The sequence below is a fragment of the Nocardioides korecus genome (genome assembly GCF_054778395.1).
On record NZ_BAAGZO010000007.1, the window covers coordinates 95093 to 120402 of the forward strand.

At 71.9% G+C, this 25310-nt stretch carries 27 protein-coding genes; 11 read left to right on the plus strand and 16 right to left on the minus strand.

The features are described 5' to 3' along the window. Window positions 1-8: 8 nt before the first annotated feature. Complete coding sequence (locus ACYVDA_RS14880; protein ID WP_460819193.1) at window positions 9-824, plus strand: M14 family zinc carboxypeptidase; 816 nt, start codon at window positions 9-11, stop codon at window positions 822-824. Window positions 825-963: 139 nt separating this feature from the next. Here the strand turns inward: ACYVDA_RS14880 and ACYVDA_RS14885 are convergent, their stop codons facing one another. Beyond that, complete coding sequence (locus ACYVDA_RS14885) at window positions 964-1470, minus strand: DUF4145 domain-containing protein (RefSeq protein WP_460819194.1); 507 nt, start codon at window positions 1468-1470, stop codon at window positions 964-966. Window positions 1471-1802: 332 nt separating this feature from the next. Between ACYVDA_RS14885 and ACYVDA_RS14890 the strand changes: the two genes are divergently transcribed. Both ACYVDA_RS14890 and ACYVDA_RS14895 read left to right on the plus strand, forming a co-directional pair. Next, on the plus strand, window positions 1803-2192 hold the full coding sequence (locus ACYVDA_RS14890) for an SRPBCC family protein (protein WP_460819195.1): 390 nt from the start codon (window positions 1803-1805) through the stop codon (window positions 2190-2192). 22 nt (window positions 2193-2214) lie between these two features. Further along, a complete protein-coding gene (locus ACYVDA_RS14895) occupies window positions 2215-3342 on the plus strand; it encodes an alpha/beta fold hydrolase (protein ID WP_460819196.1) in 1128 nt (375 codons plus the stop codon). A gap of 7 nt (window positions 3343-3349) precedes the next feature. Here ACYVDA_RS14895 and ACYVDA_RS14900 read toward each other — a convergent pair whose 3' ends face one another. From ACYVDA_RS14900 to ACYVDA_RS14910, 3 genes are all read right to left on the minus strand, one after another. Next, window positions 3350-4231 carry an aldo/keto reductase gene (locus tag ACYVDA_RS14900; protein WP_460819197.1) on the minus strand — a complete coding sequence of 294 codons (882 nt, stop codon included), beginning with the start codon at window positions 4229-4231 and terminating at the stop codon, window positions 3350-3352. 29 nt (window positions 4232-4260) lie between these two features. Continuing rightward, window positions 4261-4548 (minus strand): YiaA/YiaB family inner membrane protein, encoded by a 288-nt coding sequence (locus ACYVDA_RS14905; protein ID WP_460819198.1) that lies wholly within the window; start codon window positions 4546-4548, stop codon window positions 4261-4263. 102 nt (window positions 4549-4650) lie between these two features. Further along, window positions 4651-5043, minus strand: a complete 393-nt coding sequence (locus ACYVDA_RS14910) for a DUF5709 domain-containing protein (protein ID WP_460819199.1) — start codon at window positions 5041-5043, stop codon at window positions 4651-4653. 100 nt (window positions 5044-5143) lie between these two features. Here ACYVDA_RS14910 and ACYVDA_RS14915 point away from each other — a divergent pair, with 100 nt between their 5' ends. Continuing rightward, window positions 5144-5659: a GNAT family N-acetyltransferase gene (locus ACYVDA_RS14915; protein WP_460819200.1), complete on the plus strand. Its 516-nt coding sequence runs from the start codon at window positions 5144-5146 to the stop codon at window positions 5657-5659. Here ACYVDA_RS14915 and ACYVDA_RS14920 read toward each other — a convergent pair. After that, window positions 5656-7389 carry an alkaline phosphatase D family protein gene (locus ACYVDA_RS14920; RefSeq protein WP_460819201.1) on the minus strand — a complete coding sequence of 578 codons (1734 nt, stop codon included), beginning with the start codon at window positions 7387-7389 and terminating at the stop codon, window positions 5656-5658. The genes ACYVDA_RS14915 and ACYVDA_RS14920 overlap by 4 nt on opposite strands. After that, complete coding sequence (locus ACYVDA_RS14925; RefSeq protein ID WP_460819202.1) at window positions 7382-8419, minus strand: zinc-dependent alcohol dehydrogenase family protein; 1038 nt, start codon at window positions 8417-8419, stop codon at window positions 7382-7384. Before ACYVDA_RS14925 ends, ACYVDA_RS14920 begins: the two co-directional genes overlap by 8 nt. Window positions 8420-8474: 55 nt before the next feature. On the opposite strand from ACYVDA_RS14925, the gene ACYVDA_RS14930 reads away from it, so the two are divergent. Next, the gene (locus ACYVDA_RS14930; RefSeq protein ID WP_460819203.1) at window positions 8475-10001 is read left to right on the plus strand and encodes a helix-turn-helix domain-containing protein; all 1527 of its coding nucleotides are present in this window, start codon (window positions 8475-8477) and stop codon (window positions 9999-10001) included. Between the two features lie 30 nt (window positions 10002-10031). Here the strand turns inward: ACYVDA_RS14930 and ACYVDA_RS14935 are convergent, their stop codons facing one another. From ACYVDA_RS14935 to ACYVDA_RS14945, 3 genes are all read right to left on the minus strand, one after another. Further along, window positions 10032-10322 (minus strand): putative quinol monooxygenase, encoded by a 291-nt coding sequence (locus ACYVDA_RS14935; RefSeq protein WP_460819204.1) that lies wholly within the window; start codon window positions 10320-10322, stop codon window positions 10032-10034. Window positions 10323-10331: 9 nt separating this feature from the next. Beyond that, entirely contained in the window at window positions 10332-11114 is a 783-nt protein-coding gene (locus ACYVDA_RS14940) for a DinB family protein (protein ID WP_460819205.1), read from the minus strand. Window positions 11115-11253: 139 nt separating this feature from the next. Next, window positions 11254-12675 (minus strand): hypothetical protein, encoded by a 1422-nt coding sequence (locus ACYVDA_RS14945; RefSeq protein WP_460819206.1) that lies wholly within the window; start codon window positions 12673-12675, stop codon window positions 11254-11256. A gap of 135 nt (window positions 12676-12810) precedes the next feature. Here ACYVDA_RS14945 and ACYVDA_RS14950 point away from each other — a divergent pair, with 135 nt between their 5' ends. The 3 genes from ACYVDA_RS14950 (at window position 12811) to ACYVDA_RS14960 (ending at window position 15674) form a co-directional block, all read left to right on the plus strand. Continuing rightward, entirely contained in the window at window positions 12811-13629 is an 819-nt protein-coding gene (locus ACYVDA_RS14950) for a glycerophosphodiester phosphodiesterase (protein WP_460819207.1), read from the plus strand. Continuing rightward, window positions 13626-15155 (plus strand): MFS transporter, encoded by a 1530-nt coding sequence (locus tag ACYVDA_RS14955; RefSeq protein WP_460819208.1) that lies wholly within the window; start codon window positions 13626-13628, stop codon window positions 15153-15155. The genes ACYVDA_RS14950 and ACYVDA_RS14955 overlap by 4 nt, the downstream gene beginning before the upstream one ends. Before the next feature lie 132 nt (window positions 15156-15287). Then, window positions 15288-15674: an RNA polymerase-binding protein RbpA gene (locus ACYVDA_RS14960; protein ID WP_460819210.1), complete on the plus strand. Its 387-nt coding sequence runs from the start codon at window positions 15288-15290 to the stop codon at window positions 15672-15674. A 10-nt stretch (window positions 15675-15684) separates the two neighbouring features. On the opposite strand, the gene ACYVDA_RS14965 is transcribed toward ACYVDA_RS14960, so the two are convergent. The 6 genes from ACYVDA_RS14965 to kdd form a co-directional block, all read right to left on the minus strand. Beyond that, the gene (locus tag ACYVDA_RS14965) at window positions 15685-16245 is read right to left on the minus strand and encodes an FxsA family protein (RefSeq protein ID WP_460819211.1); all 561 of its coding nucleotides are present in this window, start codon (window positions 16243-16245) and stop codon (window positions 15685-15687) included. Between the two features lie 35 nt (window positions 16246-16280). Then, on the minus strand, window positions 16281-17099 hold the full coding sequence (locus ACYVDA_RS14970) for a polyprenol monophosphomannose synthase (RefSeq protein WP_460819212.1): 819 nt from the start codon (window positions 17097-17099) through the stop codon (window positions 16281-16283). A 436-nt stretch (window positions 17100-17535) separates the two neighbouring features. Then, the gene (gene kal / locus ACYVDA_RS14975) at window positions 17536-17979 is read right to left on the minus strand and encodes a 3-aminobutyryl-CoA ammonia lyase (RefSeq protein WP_460819213.1); all 444 of its coding nucleotides are present in this window, start codon (window positions 17977-17979) and stop codon (window positions 17536-17538) included. After that, window positions 17976-18749: a lysine 5,6-aminomutase subunit beta gene (gene kamE / locus ACYVDA_RS14980; RefSeq protein WP_460819214.1), complete on the minus strand. Its 774-nt coding sequence runs from the start codon at window positions 18747-18749 to the stop codon at window positions 17976-17978. The genes kal and kamE overlap by 4 nt, the downstream gene beginning before the upstream one ends. Next, window positions 18746-20311 (minus strand): lysine 5,6-aminomutase subunit alpha, encoded by a 1566-nt coding sequence (kamD, locus tag ACYVDA_RS14985; RefSeq protein WP_460819215.1) that lies wholly within the window; start codon window positions 20309-20311, stop codon window positions 18746-18748. Before kamD ends, kamE begins: the two co-directional genes overlap by 4 nt. A 2-nt stretch (window positions 20312-20313) precedes the next feature. Then, the gene (gene kdd, locus ACYVDA_RS14990) at window positions 20314-21357 is read right to left on the minus strand and encodes an L-erythro-3,5-diaminohexanoate dehydrogenase (RefSeq protein ID WP_460819216.1); all 1044 of its coding nucleotides are present in this window, start codon (window positions 21355-21357) and stop codon (window positions 20314-20316) included. Between the two features lie 117 nt (window positions 21358-21474). On the opposite strand from kdd, the gene ACYVDA_RS14995 reads away from it, so the two are divergent. Together ACYVDA_RS14995 and ACYVDA_RS15000 are read left to right on the plus strand one after the other, a co-directional pair. Further along, window positions 21475-22887 (plus strand): KamA family radical SAM protein, encoded by a 1413-nt coding sequence (locus ACYVDA_RS14995; RefSeq protein ID WP_460819217.1) that lies wholly within the window; start codon window positions 21475-21477, stop codon window positions 22885-22887. 14 nt (window positions 22888-22901) lie between these two features. Next, on the plus strand, window positions 22902-23786 hold the full coding sequence (locus ACYVDA_RS15000; RefSeq protein WP_460819218.1) for a hypothetical protein: 885 nt from the start codon (window positions 22902-22904) through the stop codon (window positions 23784-23786). Between the two features lie 19 nt (window positions 23787-23805). On the opposite strand, the gene ACYVDA_RS15005 is transcribed toward ACYVDA_RS15000, so the two are convergent. Beyond that, complete coding sequence (locus tag ACYVDA_RS15005; protein ID WP_460819219.1) at window positions 23806-24276, minus strand: SRPBCC family protein; 471 nt, start codon at window positions 24274-24276, stop codon at window positions 23806-23808. A gap of 31 nt (window positions 24277-24307) precedes the next feature. Between ACYVDA_RS15005 and ACYVDA_RS15010 the strand changes: the two genes are divergently transcribed. Continuing rightward, window positions 24308-25309 (plus strand): DNA topoisomerase IB, encoded by a 1002-nt coding sequence (locus tag ACYVDA_RS15010; protein WP_460819222.1) that lies wholly within the window; start codon window positions 24308-24310, stop codon window positions 25307-25309. Window position 25310: the final 1 nt, after the last annotated feature.

Genomic DNA, 25310 nt, shown 5'->3' on the forward strand with positions numbered 1-25310 from the left:
ATCGGGGGATGACGCTGCGCTCGGGTGCACTCGCCGCCTCCCTGATCGTCGTCGGCACCGGGCTGACGGGGCTCGCCGCGTCGTCCGGCGCGGTCGTGGCCGCGCCGGCGACGCCGGACCTGCCGCACGCGTACTCGCTCACCCGTGCGAAGCAGGTCGTGGCGACCCGCGTGATCGGCCGCTCGGTGCGGGGACGGCCGATCGTGGCCTACGAGAAGGGCAACCCGGCGGCCTCGCGCACGGTGCTGCTGATGGGTCAGATGCACGGCAACGAGTCGGCCGGCCCGGTGACGGCGCGCTACGTCGTACGCCGCCTGGCCGTGGACAGCGACGTCCGGCTCTGGGTGGTGCCCACGATGAACCCGGACGGCGCGGCCCGGCACACCCGCAAGAACGCCCGCGGCGTGGACCTGAACCGCAACTGGCCCACCGACGGGTGGCGGACAGCCGACCGGAGCCGCCGGTCGAGCGCCTACCGCGGGCCGTCGCCGGCCAGCGAGCCCGAGGTGCGCGCCGTGGCGGCGTTCCTGCGCTCGGTGCGTCCCGACCTGATCGCCTCGCTGCACCAGCCGTTCGGCTCGGTCGACACCAGTGGCAAGGCCCGGGCGTACGCCGTTCGGCTGGCGCGAGAGCTCGGGCTGCCGACCCGCAGCATCACCGTCGGGACGCCGTCGGGCCTGACCGCACCGACGATGACCAGCTGGTACAACCACGGGTTCGCCGGCGGCGCCGTGACCGTGGAGTACACCGCGCACCCGTCGACGTACTTCACCACCGTGCGCGCCGGCAACGGGATCCTGCGCGCCAGCGGAGCATCCTGGTGAACGGCCCGGGAGAGGGCCCTCTCGACGTCAATTGACATAATGCACATTATCGGCACTTCGTGGCAGTGTTCGCGACCCCTCTCGGACAGGCCCACAGATTTGGCGGAAGATTCTTCAATGCTGCCGAGCGACGTTGAGTCTATGACCCGTCCTCGCTGGGACCGGGCGCTTCCGATTCAAGCGCGGCGAGCTCACCCGGTACTTCAAACAGATTCCGGAGCACCTGTGCAGTAAATCGCAGTGCCCTCTCGACCTCAGCCTCTTCGAGGCGCTCATCTGTGGCGTGTGCCCCCTGGTTTCCCACCTTGCGAACATGGTGCAGAACTCCGCCGAAGTCTTGAGTGATGAGGCCTTTCTCGATCAGTTTCTCAACGCTTTTAACTAGGGTTCTTTCGGTAACGCCTCGATGAGCGGCAGCTGCTTCGAGGGTTCGACGCAACTGCACCGCCGCAGCGTCGGGAACTCCGGCATCGATAACCCGCTGGGCGTCGCTGAAGTATCCGCTGACATCGTCAGGCAGGTGTCTAATCTGGTAGCGACTCTGATGATCCTCGGGCAGCTGCGCCCTGATTTGCACCTGTTGCATCGGGGCAATCTCGTTGCCGACTACATGATTGGAGTAACTCTGCAAATCTAACGCGAGCACGCCTGCACACCTCGGACACGACATAACAGCCCACAGTCGCGGCACTCCACTTGATGTCCCGAGTGTCCGCGACCACTCAATGATCATCGCTACGTTGCGGGTGCCACAGTGAGGGCAATCGCGGAACCTTGTCTCCTGGAGGCTGGTCACGAAAACCCACTCTGCCACGGTCAGAGCAGATCTGGAATGGTGGTCGTAGAATCCAGAGCTCTCAGTCTCGCGCTCAAATGCGTCATGTCGCGATGCCCGCCGCGCCACGAAGGCGTGCAAATAAAAGGTTGGCTGCCGGGAATGGGCTTGATAGTCAGGAACAACGCAGATCTAGGGGCCCAATGATAAGCCGTCACCTCTCCGTCGTCGTACGCCGCAGCGCACCCGACGTCTACGACTACGCCGCCGATCCCGCCCACCTGCCGCTGTGGGCGCAGGGCCTGGCCGAGGGCGACGTCGAGGTCCAGGACGGCGTCCTGGTGGTCGACTCCCCGATGGGTCGGGTGCGCGTGGCGTTCGTGCCGCGCAACGACCTGGGCGTGCTCGACCACGACGTCACGCTCCCGGACGGGTCGGTGGTGACCAACCCGGTGCGGGTCCTGGCCCACCCCGACGGCGCGGAGATCGTCTTCACCGTGCGTCAGCTCGACCTCACCGACGAGGCCTTCGAGACCGACTGCGCCACCGTGCTGGCCGACCTCCGGCGGCTGCGCGACCTGGTAAAGGGTTGAACCGTCACCTAGGTTGAGGGACGTGACCCCGATCACACACGGGCACGTCCACGACCCGGGAGGACCGATCATGCCGCTGCAGAACCCCTTCTACACCGCCGAGATGCAGGGCGACCACGAGCTGGTCGGCCTCGGCCGGTTCGAGCTCGAGGAGGGCGGCGTGATCGAGGACCTCCAGCTGGCGGTGGCGACGTACGGCACGCTGAACGAGGCCAAGGACAACGTGGTCCTGGTGCCGACGTGGTTCTCCGGCACCCACGCCACCTGGTGGCAGGTCTACATCGGCGAGGGCCGGGCGCTGGACCCGTCGCGCTACTTCATCGTCGTGGTCAACCAGATCGGCAACGGGATGTCGACGTCGCCGCACACCACCTCGGACGCCTCGATCGCGATGTCGCGGTTCCCCCACGTGCGCATCGGCGACGACGTCCGGGCCCAGGAGCAGCTGCTCCGCGAGCACTTCGGCGTCGAGCGGCTGGCCCTGGTCGTGGGTGCGTCGATGGGCGCCCAGCAGACCTGGGAGTGGGCCGTGCGTTTCCCCGACAAGGTGCTGCGCGCCGCCCCGATCGCCGGGACGGCCCAGACCACCCCGCACGACTTCCTCTTCGTGCACGCGCTGATGGAGGCCATCACCTCCGACCCCGGCTGGGCCGGTGGGGAGTACGCCGCCCACACCGACGTCGCGGCCGGCCTCGCCCGCCACGCCGACATCTGGGCCGTGATGGGCCTGACCACCGACTTCTGGAAGAGCGAGTTCTGGCGCGGGATCGACCCGGTCGTCGAGGGCCTCGGGTGGAGCACCTTCGAGGAGTTCCAGCAGAACTTCTCGCGCCTGCTGTTCACGATGATGGACCCCAACGCGCTGCTCACGATGGGCTGGAAGTGGCAGCGCGGCGACGTCGCGCGGCACACCGACGGTGACCTGGCCGCCGCGCTCGGCCGGGTCACCGCGAAGACCTTCGTGATGCCGATCGAGACCGACATGTTCTTCCCGCCGCGCGACTGCGAGGCCGAGCAGCGCCTGACCCCGGGCAGCGAGCTGCGCGTGCTGCCGACCATCGCGGGGCACTGGGGCCTGTTCGGCTTCGAGCAGACCTACCTCGACGCGGTCGACCAGCACCTGCGCGAGCTGCTGGACTCCCCGGCCTGAGCCCGGGTCAGTCCTGGTCGAGCCGCGCCAGCTCCTCGGTCGTCAGCTCGAGGTCGGCGGCCGCGGCCGAGTCGGTGACCGACTGCGGACGCTTGGCGCCGGGGATCGGGATCACGACCGGCGACTGGGCGATCTCCCAGGCCAGCGCCACCTGCTGGGCGCTGACGCCGCGGGCGTCGGCGATCTCGGCGAAGGCGGGGTGCTGCTCGGCCAGGCCCTTGGCGTCGTTGAGACCACCGAGGGGACTCCAGGGCAGGAAGGCCAGGCCGAGCTCCTCGCACACGTCGATCTCGGGGCGGCTGGAGCGGAACTTGGGCGAGAACTGGTTCTGCACGCTGACCAGGGAGTCACCCAGCACCTCGTGCGCCTGGCGGATCTGGTCGGGGTCGGCGTTGGAGAGGCCGATCATCCGCACCTTGCCCGAGTCGGCGATCTGCTTCAGGGTGCCCAGCACGTCGGCGTACGGCACGGCCGGGTCGGGACGGTGGTGCTGCCACAGCGCGATCTGCTCGACCCCCAGTCGTCCGAGGCTGTCGTCGACGGCCGTGAGCAGGTGCGCCTGCGAGCTGTCGGTCTCCCAGTCGCCGGAGTCGGTGCGGACGTGGCCGCCCTTGGTGGCCAGCAGGACCTGGTCGCGCACGCCGAGCTCGTCGAGCAGGCTCGCGACCAGGCGCTCGTTCTGGCCCTGGGGGTTCTCGGGGCTGTCGCCGTGCCCGTAGGCGTCGGCGGTGTCGAACAGGGTGACCCCGGCGTCCAGGGCGGCGCGCACCGTGTCGAGCAGCTGCTCGCGCGGCGGCTGGCCGGACTGGTCGAAGGTCATCAGGCCCAGGCCGACCGCCCCGACGACTGAGCGCCCGACGGTGTCGTTGCCGATCTCTCGTGTCTTCACGAGGATGCTCGTTCCCCCCGGCGCGAGGTTCAGACGCTGGCGAACGGGTCGTGCTCGGCCAGGATCTTGTCGACTCGCGCCTGGTCGAGGCGGTGGACGACCTGCGAGGTCTCCTGGGCGTCGCGGACGCACTTGGCCAGCGTGAAGGTCGAGGTGACCAGGAACAGCGTGCCGACGGCGAGGAAGGAGCGCTCCCACGGGCCCGCGGGCAGGTTCCAGATCCCGAGCAGGACCGCAGCCAGGGCGACCGCGAAGGCGATCCCGGACTGGGCGAAGAAGGCGGTGGTGGTGGACGGGGCGGTGACGTTGCGGCTCATGGGAAGAGCCTGTTCGACCGCGTCGTACGACGACAGCGGGCGGGTACTCAGATCGTCCTGAGTACCCGCCCGCGCGTCGGTGGTCGTCGGTCGCAGACGGTCTCAGACGGGGGTGTCCCCGGAGTCGTCGATGGTGTGCATCGCGGCCTCCTCGGCACTGGCGCCGGCCCCGTCGATGCCCTCGTCCACCGCGAACGCGTCCTGCTCGATGGCGCCGTCGGCACCCACGTCACCCTGGCTGCCGAGCCGGCCGGTGCGCTCCTCGCCGACCTCTCCCCCGACGTCACCGTCGACGACGTCGGCGTCGCGCTCGGACTCGACCTGGTCCCAGACCTCGGGCTCCTCCTCGTCGAGGCGGGTCTCGAGGTCCTCGCCCCCCTCGGGGTGCTTGAGGTGGTCGGGCTCGCGCTCGGGCGGGGAGTACCCCTCGTCGAGCACGTCGTCGACACCCCGGTCGTCCAGGGTGTCCTCGGGCTGCAGCTGGTCTCCGCTCATGCCCTCGACGCTAGTGGGTGCCCGGTCGGTCGGCACGCCCGGCGCCTGCTCTGGTGTCCGCACCGCTGGATCGGGCCGCGCTGGGGCTACCCTGCCTCGGGTGGACGGCTCCCTGGCCCTGCGTCCCGCGACCCCCGCCGACGCGGCCGGGTGCCGCGAGGTCTACGCGCCGTACGTCGTGGACACCGCGGTCTCCTTCGAGGAGGAGCCGCCGAGCGTGGCGGAGATGGCCGGGCGGATCTCCGCCGCCCTGGTCGACCACGCGTGGCTGGTGCTGGAGGAGGACGGGAGCGTCGTGGGCTACGCCTACGGAGGGCCGTTCCGCTCGCGCGCGGCCTACCGCTGGTCGTGCGAGACCAGCATCTACCTCGAGGCCGGTCGGCACCGGGCCGGCGCCGGACGGACGCTGTACGCCGACCTGCTGGCGCGCCTGTCCGCACGGGGCTTCCGGACCGCGCTGGCGGCGATGACCCTGCCGAACCCCGCCAGCGAGGGCTTCCACCGCCACCTGGGCTTCACCGAGGTCGGCACCCTGCACCGGGTCGGCCACAAGCACGGCGCCTGGCACGACGTGCTCTGGATGGAGCGCAGCCTCGACGACCACGCGCCCGGCTAGCGACGCACCCTGCGGCCCGGGTCGTCCAGGGTGACGTCGCACACGGTCACCAGGTCGGGCCGCTCGTCGCCGCCGTCACCGACCTGGCCGCTGCCCCACCACAGCCGCAGACCGCCGTCGCGCACCTCGGCGGTGGCCAGGTTGTTGTCGAACCACGGTCCCTCCACGCGCTTCCACCGGAACGGCGGCTGGTGCACGTGGGCCGACCGCGAGGCGGCGCGCCCGAGCACCCCGGCGACGCCGTAGGACAGCACGGCCGTGGCGTAGCGCATCGAGGTCGGCAGCGGGTTGCGGATCGGCGAGCAGACCACCTGCAGCAGCCGCGACTGCAGCCGCCGGTGGTCGTCGCGGTGCAGCCGGGTGACCTCCGAGACGTAGCTGTGGTGCACGTCGCCGGACAGGAACGTCAACGTGCGCGGCGCCCTCCCCCGCTCCCCCGCGGCGACCTGGACGACCATCTCGGCGACCTTGCGGAACGACTCCTGGAAGGCACCCCAGTGCTCCAGGTCGACGGCCTGACGCAGCTTCTCCGCGACGCCGGCTCCGCGACGCCCCCAGGCGCCGTCGGCCAGGGCCTCGCTGAAGGCCTCCAGGTGCTGCAGGCCCGGGGGCAGCAGGAACGGCAGCGACGTGCCGACGAACAGGTGGTCGACGTCGCCGCGCAGCTGCTGGTCGAGCCAGGCCATCTCGCCGTCGTCGAGGAGCTGGCGGCGGTCGGCCTCGAGCACGCGGGCGGCGCGGGAGTCCACGACCACCAGCCGGCTGCCCTCCAGCTCGCGGACGTAGCTCCAGCGGTACGCCGTGGGGTCCGCGTCGACGCGCTCGGCGAAGGCGTCCAGCACCTCGCTCAGGTCGAGCTCGTCGCGCGCGTCGGAGTCCCGGTGGGCGACCACGCGCTGCCAGATCTCGTCCTGAGCGCGCTGCTCGGCCGAGAGGTTGCCCAGGTGCTGGTAGACCCAGTACGACGCCAGCCCGGCCACGATCCGACCGTGCCACCACGACGTCTGCGCCATCTGCTGGCGCCAGGCGAAGGAGGTGTTCCAGTCGTCGCGGATGTCGTGGTCGTCGAAGATCATCGCGCTGGGCAGGGTCGAGAGCAGCCAGCGGTTCGCCGGGTCGCTCCAGGCAAGGGCGTAGAGGTGGGCGTACTCCTCGAAGTCGCGCAGCTCCTTGCCGGGAGGCTGCTCGATGTCGCGGCGCGAGGAGATGAACTCCTGCATGGCGCGGGTGGTCTCGTCGGCGTACACCTGGTCGCCGAGGAACACCACGAGGTCGGGCCAGGCCAGCTGCTCGTCACGGGTCACCCCGGCCATGGCCAGCGCGTAGGCGCGCATGGAGTCGACGCCGTGGGTGCTGTTGCCGTCGTGGTCGTGGTCCACGCTCGTGCGGCACGACCCGAAGGCGAGCCGGGGGTGCTTGCCGGGCTTGAAGGTGCTGATCACCGAGGGCGGCAGCACCGGGTCGGCGCCGGTCCCGGACTCCTGCGGCGGCCAGACCGGGTGGTCGGGGTCGCCGAGGTGCACGGCGTACGGCGTGACGGTGCCGGGCTCGAGGCCGGTCACCTCGACCAGCGCGAAGTGGTGACCGTGCACGCGGAAGGTCCGCGCCGACCACTCCCGCGGCCCGGCCGTGACCGTGACCGTCGCGGCCGCGGCCGTCTCGACCCAGATCGTGGCCGAGTCCCGGTCGACGTACCTCAGCAGCGGGCCGAGCACCAGGTCCTCACCCATGCGCGTCGACCTCCAGGAACACCTTGGTCGCGCGCCGCTCGTCCATGGCGCGGTAGCCCTCGGCCACCTGGTCCAGCGGCAGGGTCAGGTCGAAGACCAGCCCCGGGTCGACCGCCCCGGAGGTGACCAGCTCGGTCAGCTCGGGCAGGTAGTGACGCACCGGGGCGACCCCGCCCGCCAGCCCGATGTTCTTGGAGAACATCCGGCGGATCGGCAGCTCGACGCCGTGGGGCACGCCCACGAAGCCGACCGTGGAGCCGGGCCGGGCGGAGGCGAACGCCTGGTCCATCGACGCGCCGGTGCCCACGCACTCCAGGACGGCGTCGGCGCCGACCCCGTCGGTGAGCTCCATGATCCGGGCGACGCCCTCGTCGCCGCGCTCGGCCACGACGTGGGTGGCGCCGAACCGGCGGGCGATCTCCTGGCGGGTCTCGTGGCGCGACATCGCCACCACGCGCTCGGCACCCATCTGCGCGGCCGCGAGCACCGCGCACAGGCCGACGGCGCCGTCACCGACGACCACGACGGTGTCCCCGGCCTCCACACCGGCCGCGACGGCGCAGTGCCACCCGGTCGGGAAGACGTCGGAGAGCGTCAGCAGCGAGGGCAGCATCGCGGGGTCGGGTCGCCCGGACAGATCGGGGAGCTTGAAGAGCGTGCCCTCGGCCTGGGTGACCTTCGCGACCTCACCCTGCCCGCCGGTGGTCACGCCGCCGACCGCGCAGGCCGAGGTCATCCCGGCGCGGCAGTGCGCGCAGGTACCGCAGCTGTGGCAGAACGGCACGACGACGAAGTCGCCGGGGGCGAAGGAGGTCACCGCGCTGCCGACCTCGGCCACGACCCCGATCATCTCGTGGCCGATCGTCTGCCCCGGCTTCACCTCGTTCTCGCCGCGGTAGGGCCACAGGTCCGAGCCGCAGATGCACCCGGCGGTGACCGCCACGAGGGCGTCGGTGGGGGCGTCGATGGTGGGGCTGGGGCGGTCCTCCAGGCGGATGTCGCGGGGACCGTGGATCGTCGTGACACGCATGACACGCAGCATGTCAGAGGCGGATTTATCTCATATCTGAGATACAGTCCCGCACGTGACCGAGGACTACCTGCGCCGCATCGGCAACCTGATCCGTGACGCCCGCAAGCACCGCGGCTGGACCCAGCAGCAGCTCGCGGAGACGCTCGGCACCAGCCAGAGCGCCATCAACCGCATCGAGCGCGGGCACCAGAACCTCTCGCTGGAGATGCTGGCCCGCATCGGCGAGGCGCTGGACTCCCCGCTGGTCAGCATCGGCACCGGCCCGACGCACCTGCGCGTCACCGGTCCCACCACGCTGAGCGGCTCGATCGAGGTCAAGACCTCCAAGAACGCCGGCGTCGCGCTGCTGTGCGCGGCCCTGCTCAACCGCGGTCGCACCACGCTGCGCCGGGTCGCGCGGATCGAGGAGGTCAACCGCCTCCTGGAGGTCCTCGACAGCATCGGGGTCAAGTCGCGCTGGCTCAACGCCGAGAACGACCTCGAGCTGGTCCCGCCGCCGAACCTCGACCTCGCCACGATCGACCAGGTGGCCGCGCGGCGCACCCGCTCGATCATCATGTTCCTGGGTCCGCTGATGCACCGCATGGGCGACTTCGAGCTGCCGTACGCCGGCGGCTGCGACCTCGGCACCCGCACCGTCGAGCCGCACATGACCGCCCTGCGCCCCTTCGGCCTGCAGGTCAAGGCCACCGAGGGCAGCTACCACGCGACGGTCTCCCCCGACGTCCTCCCCGCCAAGCCGATCATCCTCACCGAGCGCGGCGACACGGTCACCGAGAACGCCCTCATGGCCGCGGCCCTGTGCGACTCCACCACCGTGATCCGCAACGCCAGCAGCAACTACATGGTCCAGGACCTCTGCTTCTTCCTCCAGAAGCTCGGCGTGGGCGTCGAGGGCATCGGCACCACGACCCTGACCGTCACGGGCCGCAGCCACATCGACGTCGACGTCGACTACTCCCCCAGCGAGGACCCGATCGAGGCGATGTCGCTGCTGGCGGCCGCGATCGTCACCGACTCCGAGATCACCATCACCCGCGCCCCGATCGAGTTCCTCGAGATCGAGCTCGCGGTGCTGGAGGAGATGGGCTTCCGCTACTCGCTCTCGGAGGAGTACCTCGCGGCCAACGGCCACACCCGGCTGGCCGACCTGACCACCCACCACTCCACGCTGCACTCCCCCATCGACAAGATCCACCCGATGCCTTTCCCGGGCCTCAACATCGACAACCTGCCGTTCTTCGCCGTGATCGCCGCAGTGGCCGAGGGCAAGACGATGCTGCACGACTGGGTCTACGAGAACCGCGCGATCTACCTCACCGAGCTCAACAAGCTCGGCGGCCGGGTCACGCTGATGGACCCGCACCGCGTGATGATCGAGGGCCCCACCCGCTGGTCGGGCACCGAGGTCGTGTGCCCCCCGGCGCTGCGGCCGGCCGTGGTGATCCTGCTGGCCATGCTGGCCTCCAAGGGCACGTCGGTGCTGCGGTCGACGTACGTCATCCACCGGGGGTACGAGGGCCTCGCCGACCGGCTCAACGAGCTGGGCGCCCAGATCGAGACCTTCCACGACCTCTAGGCCCTGGCCGCACGGCCGGGGCCGGGGCCGTCACACGGGTCGGAGCGGGTGGATCGCGATGTCGCCGGCCAGGTGGCCCTCCGCCGCGGCGAGCGCCGTGGCGATGTCGGGGGTCTGCATGTGGGCGTCCAGGTCCTCCTGGCTCTCCCAGGTCTCGATGGTCACGAACGTGCCCGGTGCCGCCGCGGACTCGAACAGCTCGTAGTCCACGCAACCGCGGTGGGACTGGGTGGCCGCGGCGAGGGTGGTGAGCGCCTCGCGCAGGACCTCCTCGGAGCCCGCTCGGGCGGGGATCTGGGCGACGACTCGGAGGTTGGTCACGGGGGCTCCTCAGGGGGTGGGTGGTGTGCTCCCCGTCACGCTAGTCCTCGACCCCGTGCGGGGGTCGATGATCGCGAGGTCGCGCCGCACGTAGCGCAGGTGCGCCCACTCCTCCTCCAGGACCACGCGCACGCAGTCCCCCACCGTGGGGTGCCAGTCGCCCCCGCCCCACGGGTTGTCGCGCTCCTCGGCGAGCAGCTCCGGGGTGGCCGTGGCCAGGAAGTCGCTCACCATCTGCTGGCGCTCGGCCCGCACCGCCAGCACCTCGTCGTACGCCGGGGGGTGGGTGCGGAACATCGACACGTCGAAGCCCATCTCGCGCGCCCCGGTGAAGATCATGCCGACCTCGTGGAACGGCTGCTCCCGTCGCAGGATCCCGCCGCCCAGCCACGCGTCGGTGGCCAGCACCAGGTGACGCAGGGTCTGGGCCAGGGACCACTCGTCCTCGACGTGGGCGTCGACCAGCTCCGGCGGCGTCGCCTCGACCGTCTCCCGCCACGCGGCCTGGACGGCGACCCAGCCCTCGCGCAGCCCCTCGGGCGTCCGGGCCCGCTGCAGCTCGCGTCCCGGGAACCGCCGGTCCAGCTCGGCCTCGACCAGCGGCACCACGTCGACCCCGTTGACGAGCAGCCGGCCGAGGAGGAGGTCGTGGCTGTCGATGTCGAGACCGTCGACGTCGACGCCGCGCATCGTGGCCCCGCTCAGGTCGGAGAACCGGAAGGTGGCGCCGGTGAACCTGGCGCGGACGAACGCCGCGCCCTCGAACTCGCGGGTGTCGTGGAAGGTCGTCATCGCCCCATCATCACCGCGACCGCCGACACTTCCCAGGGGTGCGCCGCTCCCGTGCGCAGCGGGGTCCCCGAGGTCGAGCTGCACCTCCAGCAGGTCGCGGTGACCTGGGAGCCTGCCGCACGGTGACGGGCGCGTCGGGTCAGGTCGCCGGGACCAGCAGCCGGATGTCGTCGACGACGGCCGAGCCCTCGTAGAAGTTCAGGTGGGGGTCCCCGATGATGAAGCTGTCGGGGTACGCCGACCCGCGCGGCCAGGTGTGGCGGGTGGTCCACGTGCCGCTCGGACCGGTGTGGGTCAGCGAGCGGTCGAAGCGGCCGTCGTACTCCGCAGCGGTCTGGTTGTAGTGCCAGATCGGTCGGCCGTCCTCGACGAAGTCGTGGTGCAGGCGGTACGTCGCCTGCCCGACGTGCCGGAACGGGCCCTGGAGCTCGATCGTGTAGCCGCTGGTGTCGCGCTCGACGGCGAACCGGTAGCTGGCCTTCGGCAGCAGCTCGGGCTGGAGCTCGACGCTGGAGACCAGGTCCCGGTAGCGGCCGCTCGGGCCCCACGTGCCGGCGCCGTCGAAGTCGCCGCACGGGGTGCGGAAGAAGTACTGGTTGCCCGCGTTGTTGTTCTCGGCGCGGAACTCGTCGCCGCGCACGAACGCCGCGTTGACGCCGTTGTAGGTGCCGTCCTCGACGCTGTAGAGCTGCCCGGTGGCGGGGTTGCAGATCGCGTTGCTCGAGGACCACGGCGCCTGGCTGTTGTAGGCGTCCAGGACGACCTTGCGGCGGTAGTGGATGCCGGCGTTGCCGTGGGGCGCGGGGTTGGCGTGGTCGAGGATGGTCAGGAAGTAGAAGCCGTTCTCCTGGGTCACGCTCGGGTAGCGGCAGCGCGACCGGCCCGGCAGGGCCCCCCGGAACGTCCACGGGTACGCCGTCTTGCAGCTGCCGTTGCGGTAGCCGTTGGTCTTGCCGTCGTAGCTGAGCGTGCCGTGGCGCATCCCTCCGAAGTCGATGCCGCGCAGGGTCATCTCCACGCGGTACGCCGCCGGCAGCGGCCGCGTCGGCCGGATCAGCACCCCGCCGTCCCACGAGGGCTCCGACAGCTTGGCCGCCCGCTGACCGTCGGGCAGCGTCGTGGTCGCCAGGCCGGGCCGGGAGTCGGGGCGGCCGTCGTGGTTCTTGTCGACCGCGGCGATCTCGGCGGTCAGCCAGCCGCCGGTCCCGAAGCGCACCCGCTTGCGGAACACGGTCAGCGTCCGCACCTGACGGGTCATCGCCGGGTCGCTGATCCGGTGCCAGACCTTGCCGTTGTCGTCGAACTGGTCGACGGCCCACGGGCTGGTGGCGGTCATCGGGTCCTTGCGCCAGGCGGCCCGGTCCACCGTCAGCGGGGTGCTGAAGTCCTCGGACTCCGCCACCCGCCACCGTGGTGCCGGGACGTCGGACGAGGAGCGCGTCGCAGCCGACTCGGCAGGCGGGGCCACCGGGGCCGTCGGGGCCGCCACGGCGTCGAGCTGCGAGGCCGGGACGCCGACGGCCACGGCGAGAGCGGCAGCGGCCAGCAGTGCTCGTGCCATCGATCCCCCCAGGTCCCCCGTGTGCCGGGCACCACGCTACCGCGGGGCGAGGGCCGAGCGACCTGAGTACGCCGCCGGATGCGCGGGCGGCGTTGCGCCGAGGATGATCGACGCGTGCCGACCCATACTTGCCGCGTGAGCCACCCGCCGTCGCTGCACACGGGGCACCCCTACCTCGACGACGGTCGCCGCGGCGACGCCGTGATCGCGATGGCCCACCGGGGCGGGGCCGGCCACCCCGACCTCGTCGGGGCCGAGAACACCCTCTTCGCCTTCCAGCACGCGGTCTCGCTGGGCTACCGCTACCTCGAGACCGACGTGCACACCACCAGTGACGGGGTCCTGGTCGCCTTCCACGACGACGTCCTCGACCGCGTCACCGACACCCGCGGCCTGGTGCGCGACCTGACGGCCGAGCAGGTGAGCCTGGCGCGCATCCGCGAGGAGCACCCGGTGCCGCTGATGGCCGACCTCCTCGAGGAGCTCCCCGAGGCCCGGTTCAACATCGACCTCAAGTCCGCCGAGGCGGTCGAGCCCCTGGCCCGCCTGCTGGAGAGCACCGGCAGCGAGTCGCGGGTCTGCATCGGGTCCTTCTCCCAGCGCCGGCTCGACGCGTTCCGCCGGGCCAGCGGCGACCGCGTGGCCACGTCGGCCTCGCCCCAGGAGGTCGGTGCCTTCGTCGCCTCCCCCTCGGGCCGGCTCGCCCGCCTGCTCACCCGCGGGCGCGTCGCGGCGCTCCAGGTCCCCCACCGGCGCGGTCCGGTGCCCGTGGTCACCCGGGAGCTCGTGCGCCGGGCCCACGCCGCCCGCGCGCACGTCCACGTGTGGACCGTGGACGACCCGTCCGAGATGGAGGAGCTGCTCGACCTCGGGGTCGACGGACTGATCACCGACCGCACCGACGTCCTGCGCGACGTCCTGGTGCGGCGCGGAGCCTGGGAGGACCCCGCATGACCGCCACCGACCCCACCGCACCACGGCCCGTCGCCGACCTGTCCCCCGTCGACCGGCGGCGCCAGCAGAAGGCCTGGAACTGGTACGACTGGGCCAACTCGGCCTTCTACACGACCGTGCTGAGCGTCCTGTTCGCGCCGTACATGAGCACCGTCGCCGGCAAGGCGGCAGGCTGCACGGACGCCACCGACGTGTGCAGCAGGACCGTGAGCGTGCTCGGACTGCACGTCGCCGCCGGCTCCCTGCCCTTCTACCTCACCAGCTTCGCGACCATCGCCAGCGCCTTCGTGCTCCCGGTCGTCGGAGCCTTCGTGGACCGTTCGGCGAGCAAGAAGTGGAACATGGCCGGCTTCGCGTTCGCGGGGTCCTTCTTCGCGGCGCTGCTGTTCTTCCTCGAGGGTGACCACTGGCAGCTCGCGGCCTTCGCGGTCGTGGCCGCGAGCATCCTGGGCGGCTGCTCCCTCGTCGCCTACTACGCGATCCTCGTGGACATCTCGACCGAGGAGGAGCGGGACGCGGCCTCCTCCCGTGGCTGGGCCTTCGGGTACCTCGGGGGCGGGCTGCTGCTGGCGATCAACCTGGGGATGTACCTGGGCCACGACGGGATCGGTCTCAGCGAGTCGATGGCGGTGCGGTTCTCGCTGCTCTCCGCGGCGGTGTGGTGGGCCGGGTTCACGATCATCCCGCTGGTCCGGCTGCGCGACCACCCACCGGTCGACGTGGTGGCCGACGACGGCTCGCTCTTCCAGCGCAGCTTCGGCCAGCTCTTCTCCACCCTGCGCGACCTGCGGAAGTACCCCATGACGTCGACCTTCCTGCTGGCCTACCTCTTCTACAACGACGGCATCCAGACGGTGATCTACGCGGCCTCGACGTACGGCGAGAAGCAGCTCAAGTTCGACAAGACGGTCCTGATCGCCACGATCCTGCTGATCCAGTTCGTGGCCTTCGGCGGGGCGCTGCTCTTCGGTCGGCTGGCGGGCCGCTTCGGCGCCTACCGCTCGATCCTGTACGGCACCTTCGCCTGGATGGTGATCGTGCTGGTGGCGATGTTCCTGCCCGAGCGCAACGCGCTGCTGTTCTACCTGGTCGCCACGGCCATCGGCATCGTGCTCGGCGGCACCCAGGCGCTGTCGCGGTCCTTCTTCAGCCTGCTGATCCCCCGGGGTCGCGAGGGCGAGTACTTCAGCCTCTACAACGCCGCCGAGCGCGGCACCTCGTGGTTCGGCACGCTGCTGTTCGGCGTCGTGTTCCAGGTGACCGGCTCCTACCGGCCCGCGATCGCGGCCCTGGTCGTCTTCTTCGTGCTCGGGGCCTTCTTCCTCCTGCGGCTGGACCCGCAGCGCGGCATCCGCGAGGCGGGCAACGTCGTCCCCACCTCCGCCTCAGGAGGCGCGCGAGGGTCCTGCGGCGCCCGTGTGAGGGCCGGGTGGGACCCAGGTCACCCCCGTCCCAGGTGTGGGACGACGGTGCCAGGGGGAATGATGCGTCGGCGTCAGCCGTTGGACAGGTGTCCCGCGTCATGATGGGACGAGTGGGCACCGCACGAGAAGTCCACCCACGCACCCGACTTGCCGATCCGCGACCCGGGCGGTACGCATGAACACGTCAGTCACCCGCCCGAGCCCGCGGCGGTGTGCATAGTTTGGAGGTAGCTCATGGGAGACCGCACGCTTCGTGGAGCACGGCTGGGAGGCCAGAGCTTCGAGGACGAGCGCGGCATCGAGTTCGCCGCCCGTCAGCAGGTCGGCTACCGCTGCAAGCAGGACCACCTGTTCGAGATCACGATGTCGGTCGAGGCCGACGTCCCGGCGTTGTGGGAGTGCCCGCGCTGCGGCGCCGAGGCCCGCGCCACCTCCGGCATCGAGCCGGAGCTGAAGGCCGAGAAGCCGGCCCGCACCCACTGGGACATGCTGCTCGAGCGTCGCTCGGAGAAGGAGCTCGAGGACATCCTCACCGAGCGCCTGGAGCTGCTGCGCGGCGGCGAGATCGGCCCGGCGCACCTGCACCGTCCCAGCGCCCGCAAGAAGAAGGCCGCTCTCTGAGGCCCTGGCGCTAGGGCTGCCGGCCCTCGTCGACCACCTCGCCCCGGACCACGCCGTCATCGGCGTCGGTGCCGGGGCGTCGGTGCGTCCGGGGGTCGTACGCCGCGCTCCCGCGGCCGCCGAAGGGCCCCGAGCCGCCGAAGGGACCGGCGCCGCCGAACGCCGCCGGTCCGCCCACGCCGGACGTCGCGCCGGCCAGGCGTCGGCCGATCACGCCGGCCAGCAGGCGACGCGCCAGGGGCCGGGTCACGGGCAGGATGCACAGGATGCCGACCAGGTCGAGCACGAAGCCCGGGGTCAGCATCAGCAGGCCACCCACCAGGACCAGCACGCCGTCGGCGAGCTCGCGGTGGGGCATCCGGCGCTGCTCGAGCGCGACCCGGAGGGCCTCCCAGGCCCGTCCGCCCTCGCGCTTGACCAGCCAGGAGCCCAGGACGCTGTCGGCGATCAGCAGCACGATGGTCCACCACGCGCCGATCACCTGACCGACCTGGATGATCACGTAGATCTCCACCAGGGGCACCACCACGAACGCCACGACCAGCAGCCACCACGGAAAGCGTCGTCTCATGCCCGGTCCAACGAACGGTGCCGAGCGGCTGTTCCTCAGCAGCGACCCGGCTCGCGCGGGTGCGGGTGCCGCCGCAGGACGCGGCGCAGCTGTCGACGCCGCTCCTGCAGCCCCCACCGGGTGATGCGGCGCAGGGACTCGGTCGCGACCGACGGGCTCATCTTGGACTCCCCGCGCTCGCGCTCGACGAACTCGATGGGCACCTCCACCACGCGCAGCCCGGCCTGCCAGGCACGGTGGGCCAGGTCGGCCTGGAACACGTACCCCTGCGAGTCCACGGACTCCAGGCGGACGGTCTGCAGCGCGCTGCGGCGGAACAGCCGGAACCCGGCCGTCGCGTCGCGCAGCGGCATCCCGAGCAGGAGCCGGGTGTAGAGGTTGCCCCCGCGGGAGAGCAGCTGCCGCGACCACGGCCAGTTCACGACGCTGCCGCCGGGCACCCAGCGCGACCCGATCACCAGGTCGGCGGTGCCCAACGCGTCGAGGAGCCGCTGCAGCTGCTCGGGCTGGTGCGACCCGTCGGCGTCCATCTCCCCGACGACGTCGTAGCCGCGGTCCAGGGCGACCGCGAAGCCGTGCAGGTAGGCAGCGCCCAGGCCCTGCTTGGCCGTGCGGTGCAGGACCGTGACGGCGCGGTCGGCGGCGGCCAGGCGGTCGGCCAGGGCTCCGGTGCCGTCCGGGGACCCGTCGTCGACGACGAGGACGTCCACGTCCGGCTGGGCGGTCCGCAGCCGCTGCACGAGCGGCTCGAGGTTGAGGATCTCGTCGTACGTCGGGACGACCACGACGACACGGCCCAGCCCCGGGATCCCCCGGGCGGCGTCGCCGTCCCGGGGGCTCCGTGGGTGCGTCACGGGGGCCAACCTAGTGGGCCCCGTCGCGGGTCGAGGCAGGACGGGGGGAGCCGATGCGACCTTCGGACCGCTCGCGTCCTGGCCGGCTGCCAGGATCGTGGGCGTTGTCTACTGGTGGACCAGCTCCCCCCGTGTCCTCCCGTCGTCCCACGACATCCGACCCGCCACGTGCCCGCCCGAACCCATCATGGCGAGATGGTCCGAGAGGGCAACCGTCGTGTGCCTTGGAGCGACGTTCTGCCCGGAGTAACGAGACAGGACCATTCCTTCTCGTGCTGGTGGTGTCAACCGTCACGTGACCTGCTGGGACACGGTGAACGCGCAGGTCACGGCGCATGTCGGCGTGGCAAACGGGTAATTCCCGGATTTTCTGGTACTCCGGCGTGTCGCCCCCGACACGCGGGTCAGTGGTCCACCACTGGTCCAATTGGATCGTTCACGGGACGACGACGGTGCCGCTCGCCGTCGTCGCGACCAGGGGCTCGGGCAGCATCCGCGCCGTCGAGCCGCCGGTCCCGCCGTCGGCGTCCGGCACCCCTCGCGCCACCACCCGGAGCTCGAAGTCCATGCGGCGCGAGCGGCGCCCCACGCGGACGAGCCGGGCCACCGCCTCGACGACGTCGCCAGCGCGCACCGGGGCCCGGAACTGCACGTCGTCGTACGACGCGAACAGGCCCTCGTCGCCGTCGGTGCGGATGCACATCTCGGTGGCCACGTCGCCGAAGAGACCCAGCCCCCAGGCACCGTCGACCAGGTTGCCGGCGTAGTGGGCGTGGGTGAAGGACACGTAGCAGCGGTGCACCACCTCGGTCCCGACCAGCGCCACGGCGTCGGCGGTCTCCTCGGTCGGACCGGTGCCGGTCGTGGTCGGGTCGCTCACGACGCCTCCTGCTGGACGGCCAGGCGGTGGACCAGGAAGCTGGCCACCTCCCCGGGGGTGGTGCCGCGGCTGAACACGCGGTCGACGCCGAGCTCGCCGGCCATCTTCTCGTCGAAGCGGGGTCCCCCCACGACCAGCAGCGGTCGTCGGGAGGCCGGGAACGCCTCCCGGAAGGCCGCCGACATCTCGCGGGTGTTGAGCAGGTGGGCGTCCCGCTGCGTGACCACCTGGGAGACCAGGACGGCGTCGGCCTTCTCGGCCACGGCGCGGTCGACGAGCTGCGGCACGGAGACCTGGGCGCCGAGGTTGACCACCTTCAGCTCCCGGTAGTACTCCAGGCCCTTCTCGCCGGCGAACCCCTTGATGTTGAGGATCGCGTCGATGCCCACGGTGTGGGCGTCGGTGCCGATGCAGGCCCCCACGACGACCAGGCGGCGTCGCAGCGAGGCCTTGACCGCCGCGTTGACCTCCTTCGGCGTCAGCAGGTCGTAGTCGCGCTCCACGACCTCGACCACCGAGGGGTCCACGAGGTGGTGGACGCGGCCGTAGACCACGAAGAACGTGAAGTCCGGTCCCATCGGGCGCGCGTGCACGACCAGGGCCGGGTCCATCCCCATCTTGTTGGCCAGCTGCACCGCCGACCCCTCGGCCACCTTCGAGTGCGGCATCGGCAGGGTGAAGGACAGCTGGACCATCCCGTCGCCGGTCGTGTCGCCGTACGGCCTGAGCAGCCGTTTGCCCTCCGTCGGGCCGGTCGGGACCTCGGTCACTGCTCCTCCTCCAGGATGTCGGTCGCGGGGTTGTAGTAGCCCTCGGCCTTGGCCGCCACGCCGTCGAGGCCGCGGCCCGCGTCGGCGGGGCGCTTCATCAGCCCGAAGGTGCCGTCGGCGATCGCGTCCAGCAGGCCGTCGGGGTGCTGCCGGATCCGCTCGAGCAGGTCGGTGGACTCCCCCAGCACCTGGCGCGCCCGTCGGGCGATCAGGCCGTCGGGGGCAGGCCGGAAGTCCTCGTGCAGCGAGCCGGCGGCGTTCATGACGTAGCGGACGTTCTGCAGCGCCAGGTCGCGGTCGCTGATCCACGGGGTCACCACCGCCTCGGTCATCATCCCCACCAGCAGGATCCCCTGGCCGGTCAGCGCCCCGGCCAGGTTGAAGAACCCGTCGAGCAGGTAGCCGTTGAAGATGTCCCCGGTCATGTGCCGCGTGGGTGGCATCCACTTCAGCGGCGCGTCGGGGAACAGCTCCCGCGCGAGCAGCGCGTGGGCCAGCTCGAGGCGGAAGGAGTCCGGGACCGACGGGTCGATCTCGAAGGCGTGCCCGAGTCCGAGCTGCCAGTCCTCGAGGCCCGCCTCGCGGGCGAAGAACTCGTTGAGCAGCTGGGAGGTGGTGACCGTGTGGGCGGCCTCCACGGCGTCGGCGGTGGTGAGGTAGTTGTCCTCGCCGGTGTTGATGATGATCCCGGCCCGGGCGTGCACCTGGCGGCTGAACCGCTGGTCGACGAAGGTGCGCACCGGGTTGATGTCGCGGAAGAGGATGCCGTACATCGAGTCGTTGAGCATCATGTCGAGCCGCTCGAGACCCGCCAGCGCCGCGATCTCGGGCATGCACAGCCCGGACGCGTAGTTCGTCAGGCGCACGTAGCGGCCCAGCTCGCGGCTGGACTCGTCGAGCGCCGCGCGCATCAGGCGGAAGTTCTCCTGGGTGGCGTAGGTGCCGGCGAAGCCCTCGCGGGTCGCGCCCTCGGGGACGTAGTCGAGCAGGGACTGGCCGGTCGAGCGGATCACCGCGATCACGTCGGCTCCCTCCCGGGCGGCCTGCTGGGCCTGCGGGATGTCCTCGTGGATGTCGCCGGTGGCCACGATCAGGTAGATCCAGGGCTGGCGTGGGGCGTCGCCGATCTCGGCCACCATCCGCTCGCGCTCGACGCGACGCTCGTCCACCCGGCGTACGCCGGCCGCGACCTGGGCGTGCGCCGCCCGGCGCACCTCGCGGGCCCGGTCCCCCTCCGGGAGCCGGAACCGCACCGAGCCGGCGGAGGCCTTCTGGGCCAGCGTCAGCAGGTCCTCGGCCTCGCCGCGGCCGAGGGCGTCCCACACCGGCAGCGCCAGCCCGTGCTCGAGGCCGACGTCGGCGCGGACCGCGTCGGCCAGGCGGTTGACCCACGGCGTGCCGTCGGGGTCGGCCCCGCTCAGCCCGGCCAGGCGCAGGGTCGCGCGCTCCACCGAGACGGTGGTGTGGGCCCGGGCCAGGTCCACGATCGGCTGCCCGACCGTGGCCGCGAGCCCCCGGGCCCGCGCCACCGCGGCCGGGTCGAGGTCGAGCTTGCGATCCACCATCAGAGCCTCCGCTCGAACATCGCCCGCACGGCCGGCTCGGAGCGCAGCAGCTCCAGCGCCAGGTCGGCGTGACCGGGCACGTAGCCGTTGCCGACGATCATGGTCACGTCGGCGGCAAGCCCCTCGGCGCCCAGCGCGGCGGCGCTGAACGAGGTGGCCATGGAGAAGAAGACCACGGTGCCGCCCTCGGCGGTGGACAGGATCGCCCCGCCCTCGCAGCCGGGCACGTCCACGCAGACGATCGTGAGGTCGGCGGGTCCACCGGCCGCCCGCACGGCGTCGCGCAGCCCCACCGGGTCCCGGGCGTCCTGCACCACGACCGCGTCCGCCAGACCGGCGCCGGGCCCGTCCGCGCGCAGCAGCTCGGCCTCGGCCTCGTGCGGGACCACCGCGATCGTGCGGCGGGCCCCGGCGCGGCGGGCCGCGGCCAGGCACAGCGACCCGGACTTGCCGGCGCCGCCGACGACGGTGACGACCGGCGCGTCGTAGCTGCGCACGTGGCGCTCGACCAGGGCGGGCGCCCCGCAGACGTCCATCACGGCCAGCGCGAGCTCGGGGGCGAGGTCGTCGGGGAGGCGGGCCGCGATGCTGCGGCCGAACAGGATCGCGTGGCCCTGCGTCGGCACCTGCTCGCTGCGACCGTCCCAGTCGCGCAGCTCGTCGGTGACCACCAGCGGGGTCAGGGTGAGCGAGACCAGCGTGGCGATCCGGTCCCCCGCCGCGAGGCCGAGCGGGGAGGACTCCCCCACCTCCTCCACGGTGCCGACCAGCATGCCGCCCGAGCCGGTCACCGGGTTGTGCATCTTGCCGCGGGCGCGGACGATCTCCAGCACCTCCCGGCGTACGCCGTCGGGGCCCTCGCCGCTGCCGCCGTCCTCGACCGGCCCGTGCGCGGTCTCGAGCTGCCGGAAGGACGCGGCGTCCAGGTTGAGCCGCTCGACCCGCACCCGGACCTCGTCGTCACGGACCTCCGGGTCGGTGTCGAGCCGCAGGGCGGCCTGCGGCAGCACCCCGGCGGGCTCCAGGACCCGGTGCAGTCCCACCGGATCCCCTGTCATGCGTCCCACGGATGGCGTTCCTTCCTGATCGATGATGACAACACCGTAAATCCTACGGCGATTGGTTTGATGCACCGCAACATTCGTGTTCATACTGCTGTCATGAGTGTCGAGACGTCCATCGCGTCCCTGGTCGAGGGCGAGACCGGTCAGCCCTACCCCTACCGCCGCGTCGAGCTGGTCGAGCCCGACTGGACCCGCTTCCCGGGGTGGAAGGACGTGACCACGGAGCAGTGGGAGTCCGCCCAGTGGCAGCGCTCCCACTGCATCAAGAACACCCGCCAGCTCCGCGCGCTGCTGGGCGACCTCGTGGACGAGCGCTTCTTCGCCGACCTCGAGCGCGACCAGGCCGAGCGGGCCACCATGTCGATGCTGGTGCCGCCGCAGATGATGAACACGATGGCGCCCCACGACGAGCCGCGCGGCCCGGGGTCGCTCACGGAGGCGTTCTACGCCGACCCGGTGCGCCACTACATGATCCCGGTGTTCTCCGACCGTCGCACCGACTGGCCCTCGCACCCGCACGCCAGCCGCGACTCCCTGCACGAGCACGACATGTGGGCCGTCGAGGGCCTCACCCACCGCTACCCGACCAAGGTGCTGGCGGAGCTGCTGCCGACCTGCCCGCAGTACTGCGGCCACTGCACCCGCATGGACCTGGTCGGAAACTCGACCCCCGCGGTGGAGAAGCTGAAGTTCCTCGGCAAGCCCGTGGACCGTCACGCCGAGATGCTCGACTACCTGCGCCGCACCCCGTCGGTGCGCGACGTGGTGGTCTCCGGCGGCGACGTGGCCAACATGCCGTGGGCACGCCTGGAGGAGTTCCTGACCAAGGTCCTCGAGGTCGAGAACGTCCGCGACATCCGGCTCGCCACCAAGGCGCTCGCCGGCCTGCCCCAGCACTGGCTCCAGGACGAGGTCGTCGAGGGCATGGGCCGGGTCGCCGGGCTGGCCCGCTCGCGCGGGGTCTCGCTGGCCATCCACACCCACGTCAACCACGCCAACTCCGTCACCCCGCTGGTGGCGCGGGCCGCGCGGGCGATGCTGGACGCGGGCGTCCGCGACGTGCGCAACCAGGGGGTGCTCCTCGACGGCGTCAACGCCGACCCGCACGCCCTGCTCGACCTGTGCTTCCGCCTGCTCGACGGGGCGCAGATCCTGCCCTACTACTTCTACATGTGCGACATGATCCCGGCCGCGGAGCACTGGCGGGTCTCGGTCGCCGACGCCCAGCGGCTCCAGCACCACATCATGGGCTACCTGCCCGGCTTCGCCACCCCGCGGATCGTGTGCGACGTCCCGTTCGTGGGCAAGCGGTGGGTGCACCAGGTCGCGGCGTACGACACGGTGCGGGGGGTCTCGGAGTGGACCAAGAACTACCGCACCTCGATCGAGGCCACCGACCCCGAGGCCCTCACCCGCACCTTCTCCTACTACGACCCGATCCACACCCTGCCCCCCGAGGGCCAGGCCTGGTGGGCCGAGCAGGCCGCGGGGGTGCTCTCCCCCGGCTGACCTAGCCTGGAGCGGTGGACCTGTCGCGGCGCGGACTGCTGGCCCTGGGGTTAACGGGGCCGCTCGTGTCCGGCTGCTCCGGGGCGGGACCGACCACGACCACCGCGCCGCGGTCGTCCTCGCCCAGCGGGTCCAGCAGCGGGTCGAGCACGCCGTCGGCCGGGCCGTCCACCCCCGCCCTGCCCGTCGTGCGCCGGTGGCGGCCCTCCGCGGGTGACCTCGAGCCGGCCTGCAAGCAGGCGACGGTGACCGAGGTGCTGCGACGGACCACCTCCGCGGACCAGGTCACCGAGGTCGTCGACGCGCAGTACGGCGGGCTGCTCCCCGCCAGCGCCAGCGTCCTGGTGGCCACCCGCGCCTGGCGTCGCTCACGGGGCCGGGTCCTGGCCGGAGGACGCACCTTCGACGTGCGGCTGAGCGCGAGCGGGAGCCGCTGGGTGGTCGAGCGCGTGCTGCCGTCGCGGCCGGGTCCGCCGGCCCCCGCGCTGCCGCGGGTCGCGCGGCGCGTGCTCGGGTCCGACCGGGTCGACCTCCCGCCGGCCGCCGCCGCCGACGTGGCCTCGGGTCGGGTCTCGTCCACGACGCTCGCCGGGATCCTCGCGCTCGCGCAGCAGCACCCCATCGGGATCAGCGTGGTCCGCTCGGGCCACCCGCTCGACGTCTTCGGCACCACCCGCCCCAGCGACCACCCGCGGGGCCGCGCGTTCGACGTGTGGCGCATCGCGGGCCGCGCGGTCGTCGACCCGGCGACCCCGCGTCGGCTGGTCACCGACCTCATGCGGGCCGCGGCCGACACGGGCGCCCACAACGTCGGCGGCCCCTACCTGCTGGGCGCCGCGCCCCAGTTCTTCAGCGACCGCACCCACCACGACCACGTCCACGTCGGGTTCGCGAGCTGACCCGGGCGGGTCCGCGGCCTCAGCCGGCGAGCAGCTGCCCGACCCGCTGCAGCCCGAGCCGGGCGTAGCCGCGCCACATCGTGCGGATCGCCAGCACCGCCGGCACCGCGAGCGGCGTGCGCGGGTGCACCTGCCAGCTCCACGTCACCCGGGTGCCGCCCCCGGCGGCGTCGAAGGCCCAGCGGCCCTCGACCCGGCGCACGAGCAGGCCGAGCGGGCCGCGCAACCGGGTCAGCTCGTAGTCGAACCGGTCGGGCGCCTCGACGGCGACCAGCCGCTCGAGCATCGTGCCCCCGTCGGAGAGCACGATCGTGCGGGTCTGGCCCACGTGCTCCCACTCCCCCGTCTGGTCCTGGACCTGGGTGATGGGCGGGAGCGCGGCGTACCTGCGGTCGAACAGGCCCGGCAGGGGCGCCCGGAGCACGGCGCCGAAGGCGGCCGAGGGTGAGGAGGCGAAGGTCTCGTCGGCGCTGAAGAGGACGGGCTGCATGGGCTGAGGCTAGCCGGGGAACGAGGGTGCCATGGCACGCCTGCGGACCGTCTACCCGAGCACGAGGGGCGGCACCCGACGTCGCGCCGGTCGTGGCTGGACCTTCTTCGACCAGACCGGCGAGCGCATCACCGACGCCGAGGAGGTGCAGCGCCTGAAGTCCCTGGCCATCCCGCCGGCGTGGCAGGACGTGTGGATCTGCCCCTGGCCCAACGGACACATCCAGGCCGTCGGCACCGACGCGGCCGGTCGGCGGCAGTACCTCTACCACCCCGACTGGCGGGCCAAGCGCGACAAGCTGAAGTTCGACCGGGTGCTGCGGGCGGCCGAGAAGCTCCCGGCCGCCCGGCGGGCGATCACCCGCGACCTCGGTCTCGAGGGGATGCCGCTGGAGCGGGCCGACGCGGTCGCCGTGCGCCTGCTGGACCTCGGCTACTTCCGCATCGGCAGCGACGTGTACGCCGACGCCAACGGCTCCTTCGGCCTGACCACGCTGGAGAAGCGGCACGTGCGTCGCAAGGGCGACGTCCTGCACTTCACCTTCGTCGGCAAGTCCGGCATCGAGCACAGCATCGAGATCGACGACCCCGACGTGCTGGACGCCCTGGACAGCCTGCGCCGACGCCGCGGCGGGACCGAGCGGCTGCTCGCCTACCGGCTCGAGCGGGTCTGGAAGGACCTCGACGGAGCCGCGGTCAACACCTACCTCGGCACCCTCCTGGAGGACCTGACGGCCAAGGACTTCCGCACCTGGCACGCCACGGTGATCGCCGCGGCCGCCCTCGCGGCCAGCGAGGAGCCGGGCGACACCAGGCGGTCGCGCCAGCGGGCGGTCAAGGAGGCGGTGCTCGAGGTGTCGGACTACCTCGGGAACACCCCGACCATCGCGAAGGCCTCCTACATCGACCCGCGCGTCATCGACCTCTACGAGAGCGGGACCACCATCGACCCCGCCCTCGTCCGCGGCCCCACCCGCTCCCCCGCCGCCCGTCAGCGACGCCTGGAGAAGGCGGTGCTGGACCTGCTGCGGTGAG

Excerpts from the sequence above, each read along its gene's own strand:
- ACYVDA_RS14960 (WP_460819210.1), top strand. The coding sequence starts at position 15,288 with ATGGGAGACCGCACGCTTCGTGGAGCACGGCTGGGAGGCCAGAGCTTC.
- ACYVDA_RS14995 (WP_460819217.1), top strand. The coding sequence starts at position 21,475 with ATGAGTGTCGAGACGTCCATCGCGTCCCTGGTCGAGGGCGAGACCGGT.
- ACYVDA_RS15005 (WP_460819219.1), bottom strand. The coding sequence starts at position 24,276 with ATGCAGCCCGTCCTCTTCAGCGCCGACGAGACCTTCGCCTCCTCACCC.
- ACYVDA_RS15010 (WP_460819222.1), top strand. The coding sequence starts at position 24,308 with ATGGCACGCCTGCGGACCGTCTACCCGAGCACGAGGGGCGGCACCCGA.
- ACYVDA_RS14880 (WP_460819193.1), top strand. The coding sequence starts at position 9 with ATGACGCTGCGCTCGGGTGCACTCGCCGCCTCCCTGATCGTCGTCGGC.
- ACYVDA_RS14955 (WP_460819208.1), top strand. The coding sequence starts at position 13,626 with ATGACCGCCACCGACCCCACCGCACCACGGCCCGTCGCCGACCTGTCC.
- ACYVDA_RS14965 (WP_460819211.1), bottom strand. The coding sequence starts at position 16,245 with ATGAGACGACGCTTTCCGTGGTGGCTGCTGGTCGTGGCGTTCGTGGTG.
- ACYVDA_RS14890 (WP_460819195.1), top strand. The coding sequence starts at position 1,803 with ATGATAAGCCGTCACCTCTCCGTCGTCGTACGCCGCAGCGCACCCGAC.
- ACYVDA_RS14945 (WP_460819206.1), bottom strand. The coding sequence starts at position 12,675 with ATGGCACGAGCACTGCTGGCCGCTGCCGCTCTCGCCGTGGCCGTCGGC.
- ACYVDA_RS14940 (WP_460819205.1), bottom strand. The coding sequence starts at position 11,114 with ATGACGACCTTCCACGACACCCGCGAGTTCGAGGGCGCGGCGTTCGTC.
- ACYVDA_RS14910 (WP_460819199.1), bottom strand. The coding sequence starts at position 5,043 with ATGAGCGGAGACCAGCTGCAGCCCGAGGACACCCTGGACGACCGGGGT.
- ACYVDA_RS14920 (WP_460819201.1), bottom strand. The coding sequence starts at position 7,389 with ATGGGTGAGGACCTGGTGCTCGGCCCGCTGCTGAGGTACGTCGACCGG.
- ACYVDA_RS14905 (WP_460819198.1), bottom strand. The coding sequence starts at position 4,548 with ATGAGCCGCAACGTCACCGCCCCGTCCACCACCACCGCCTTCTTCGCC.
- ACYVDA_RS14925 (WP_460819202.1), bottom strand. The coding sequence starts at position 8,419 with ATGCGTGTCACGACGATCCACGGTCCCCGCGACATCCGCCTGGAGGAC.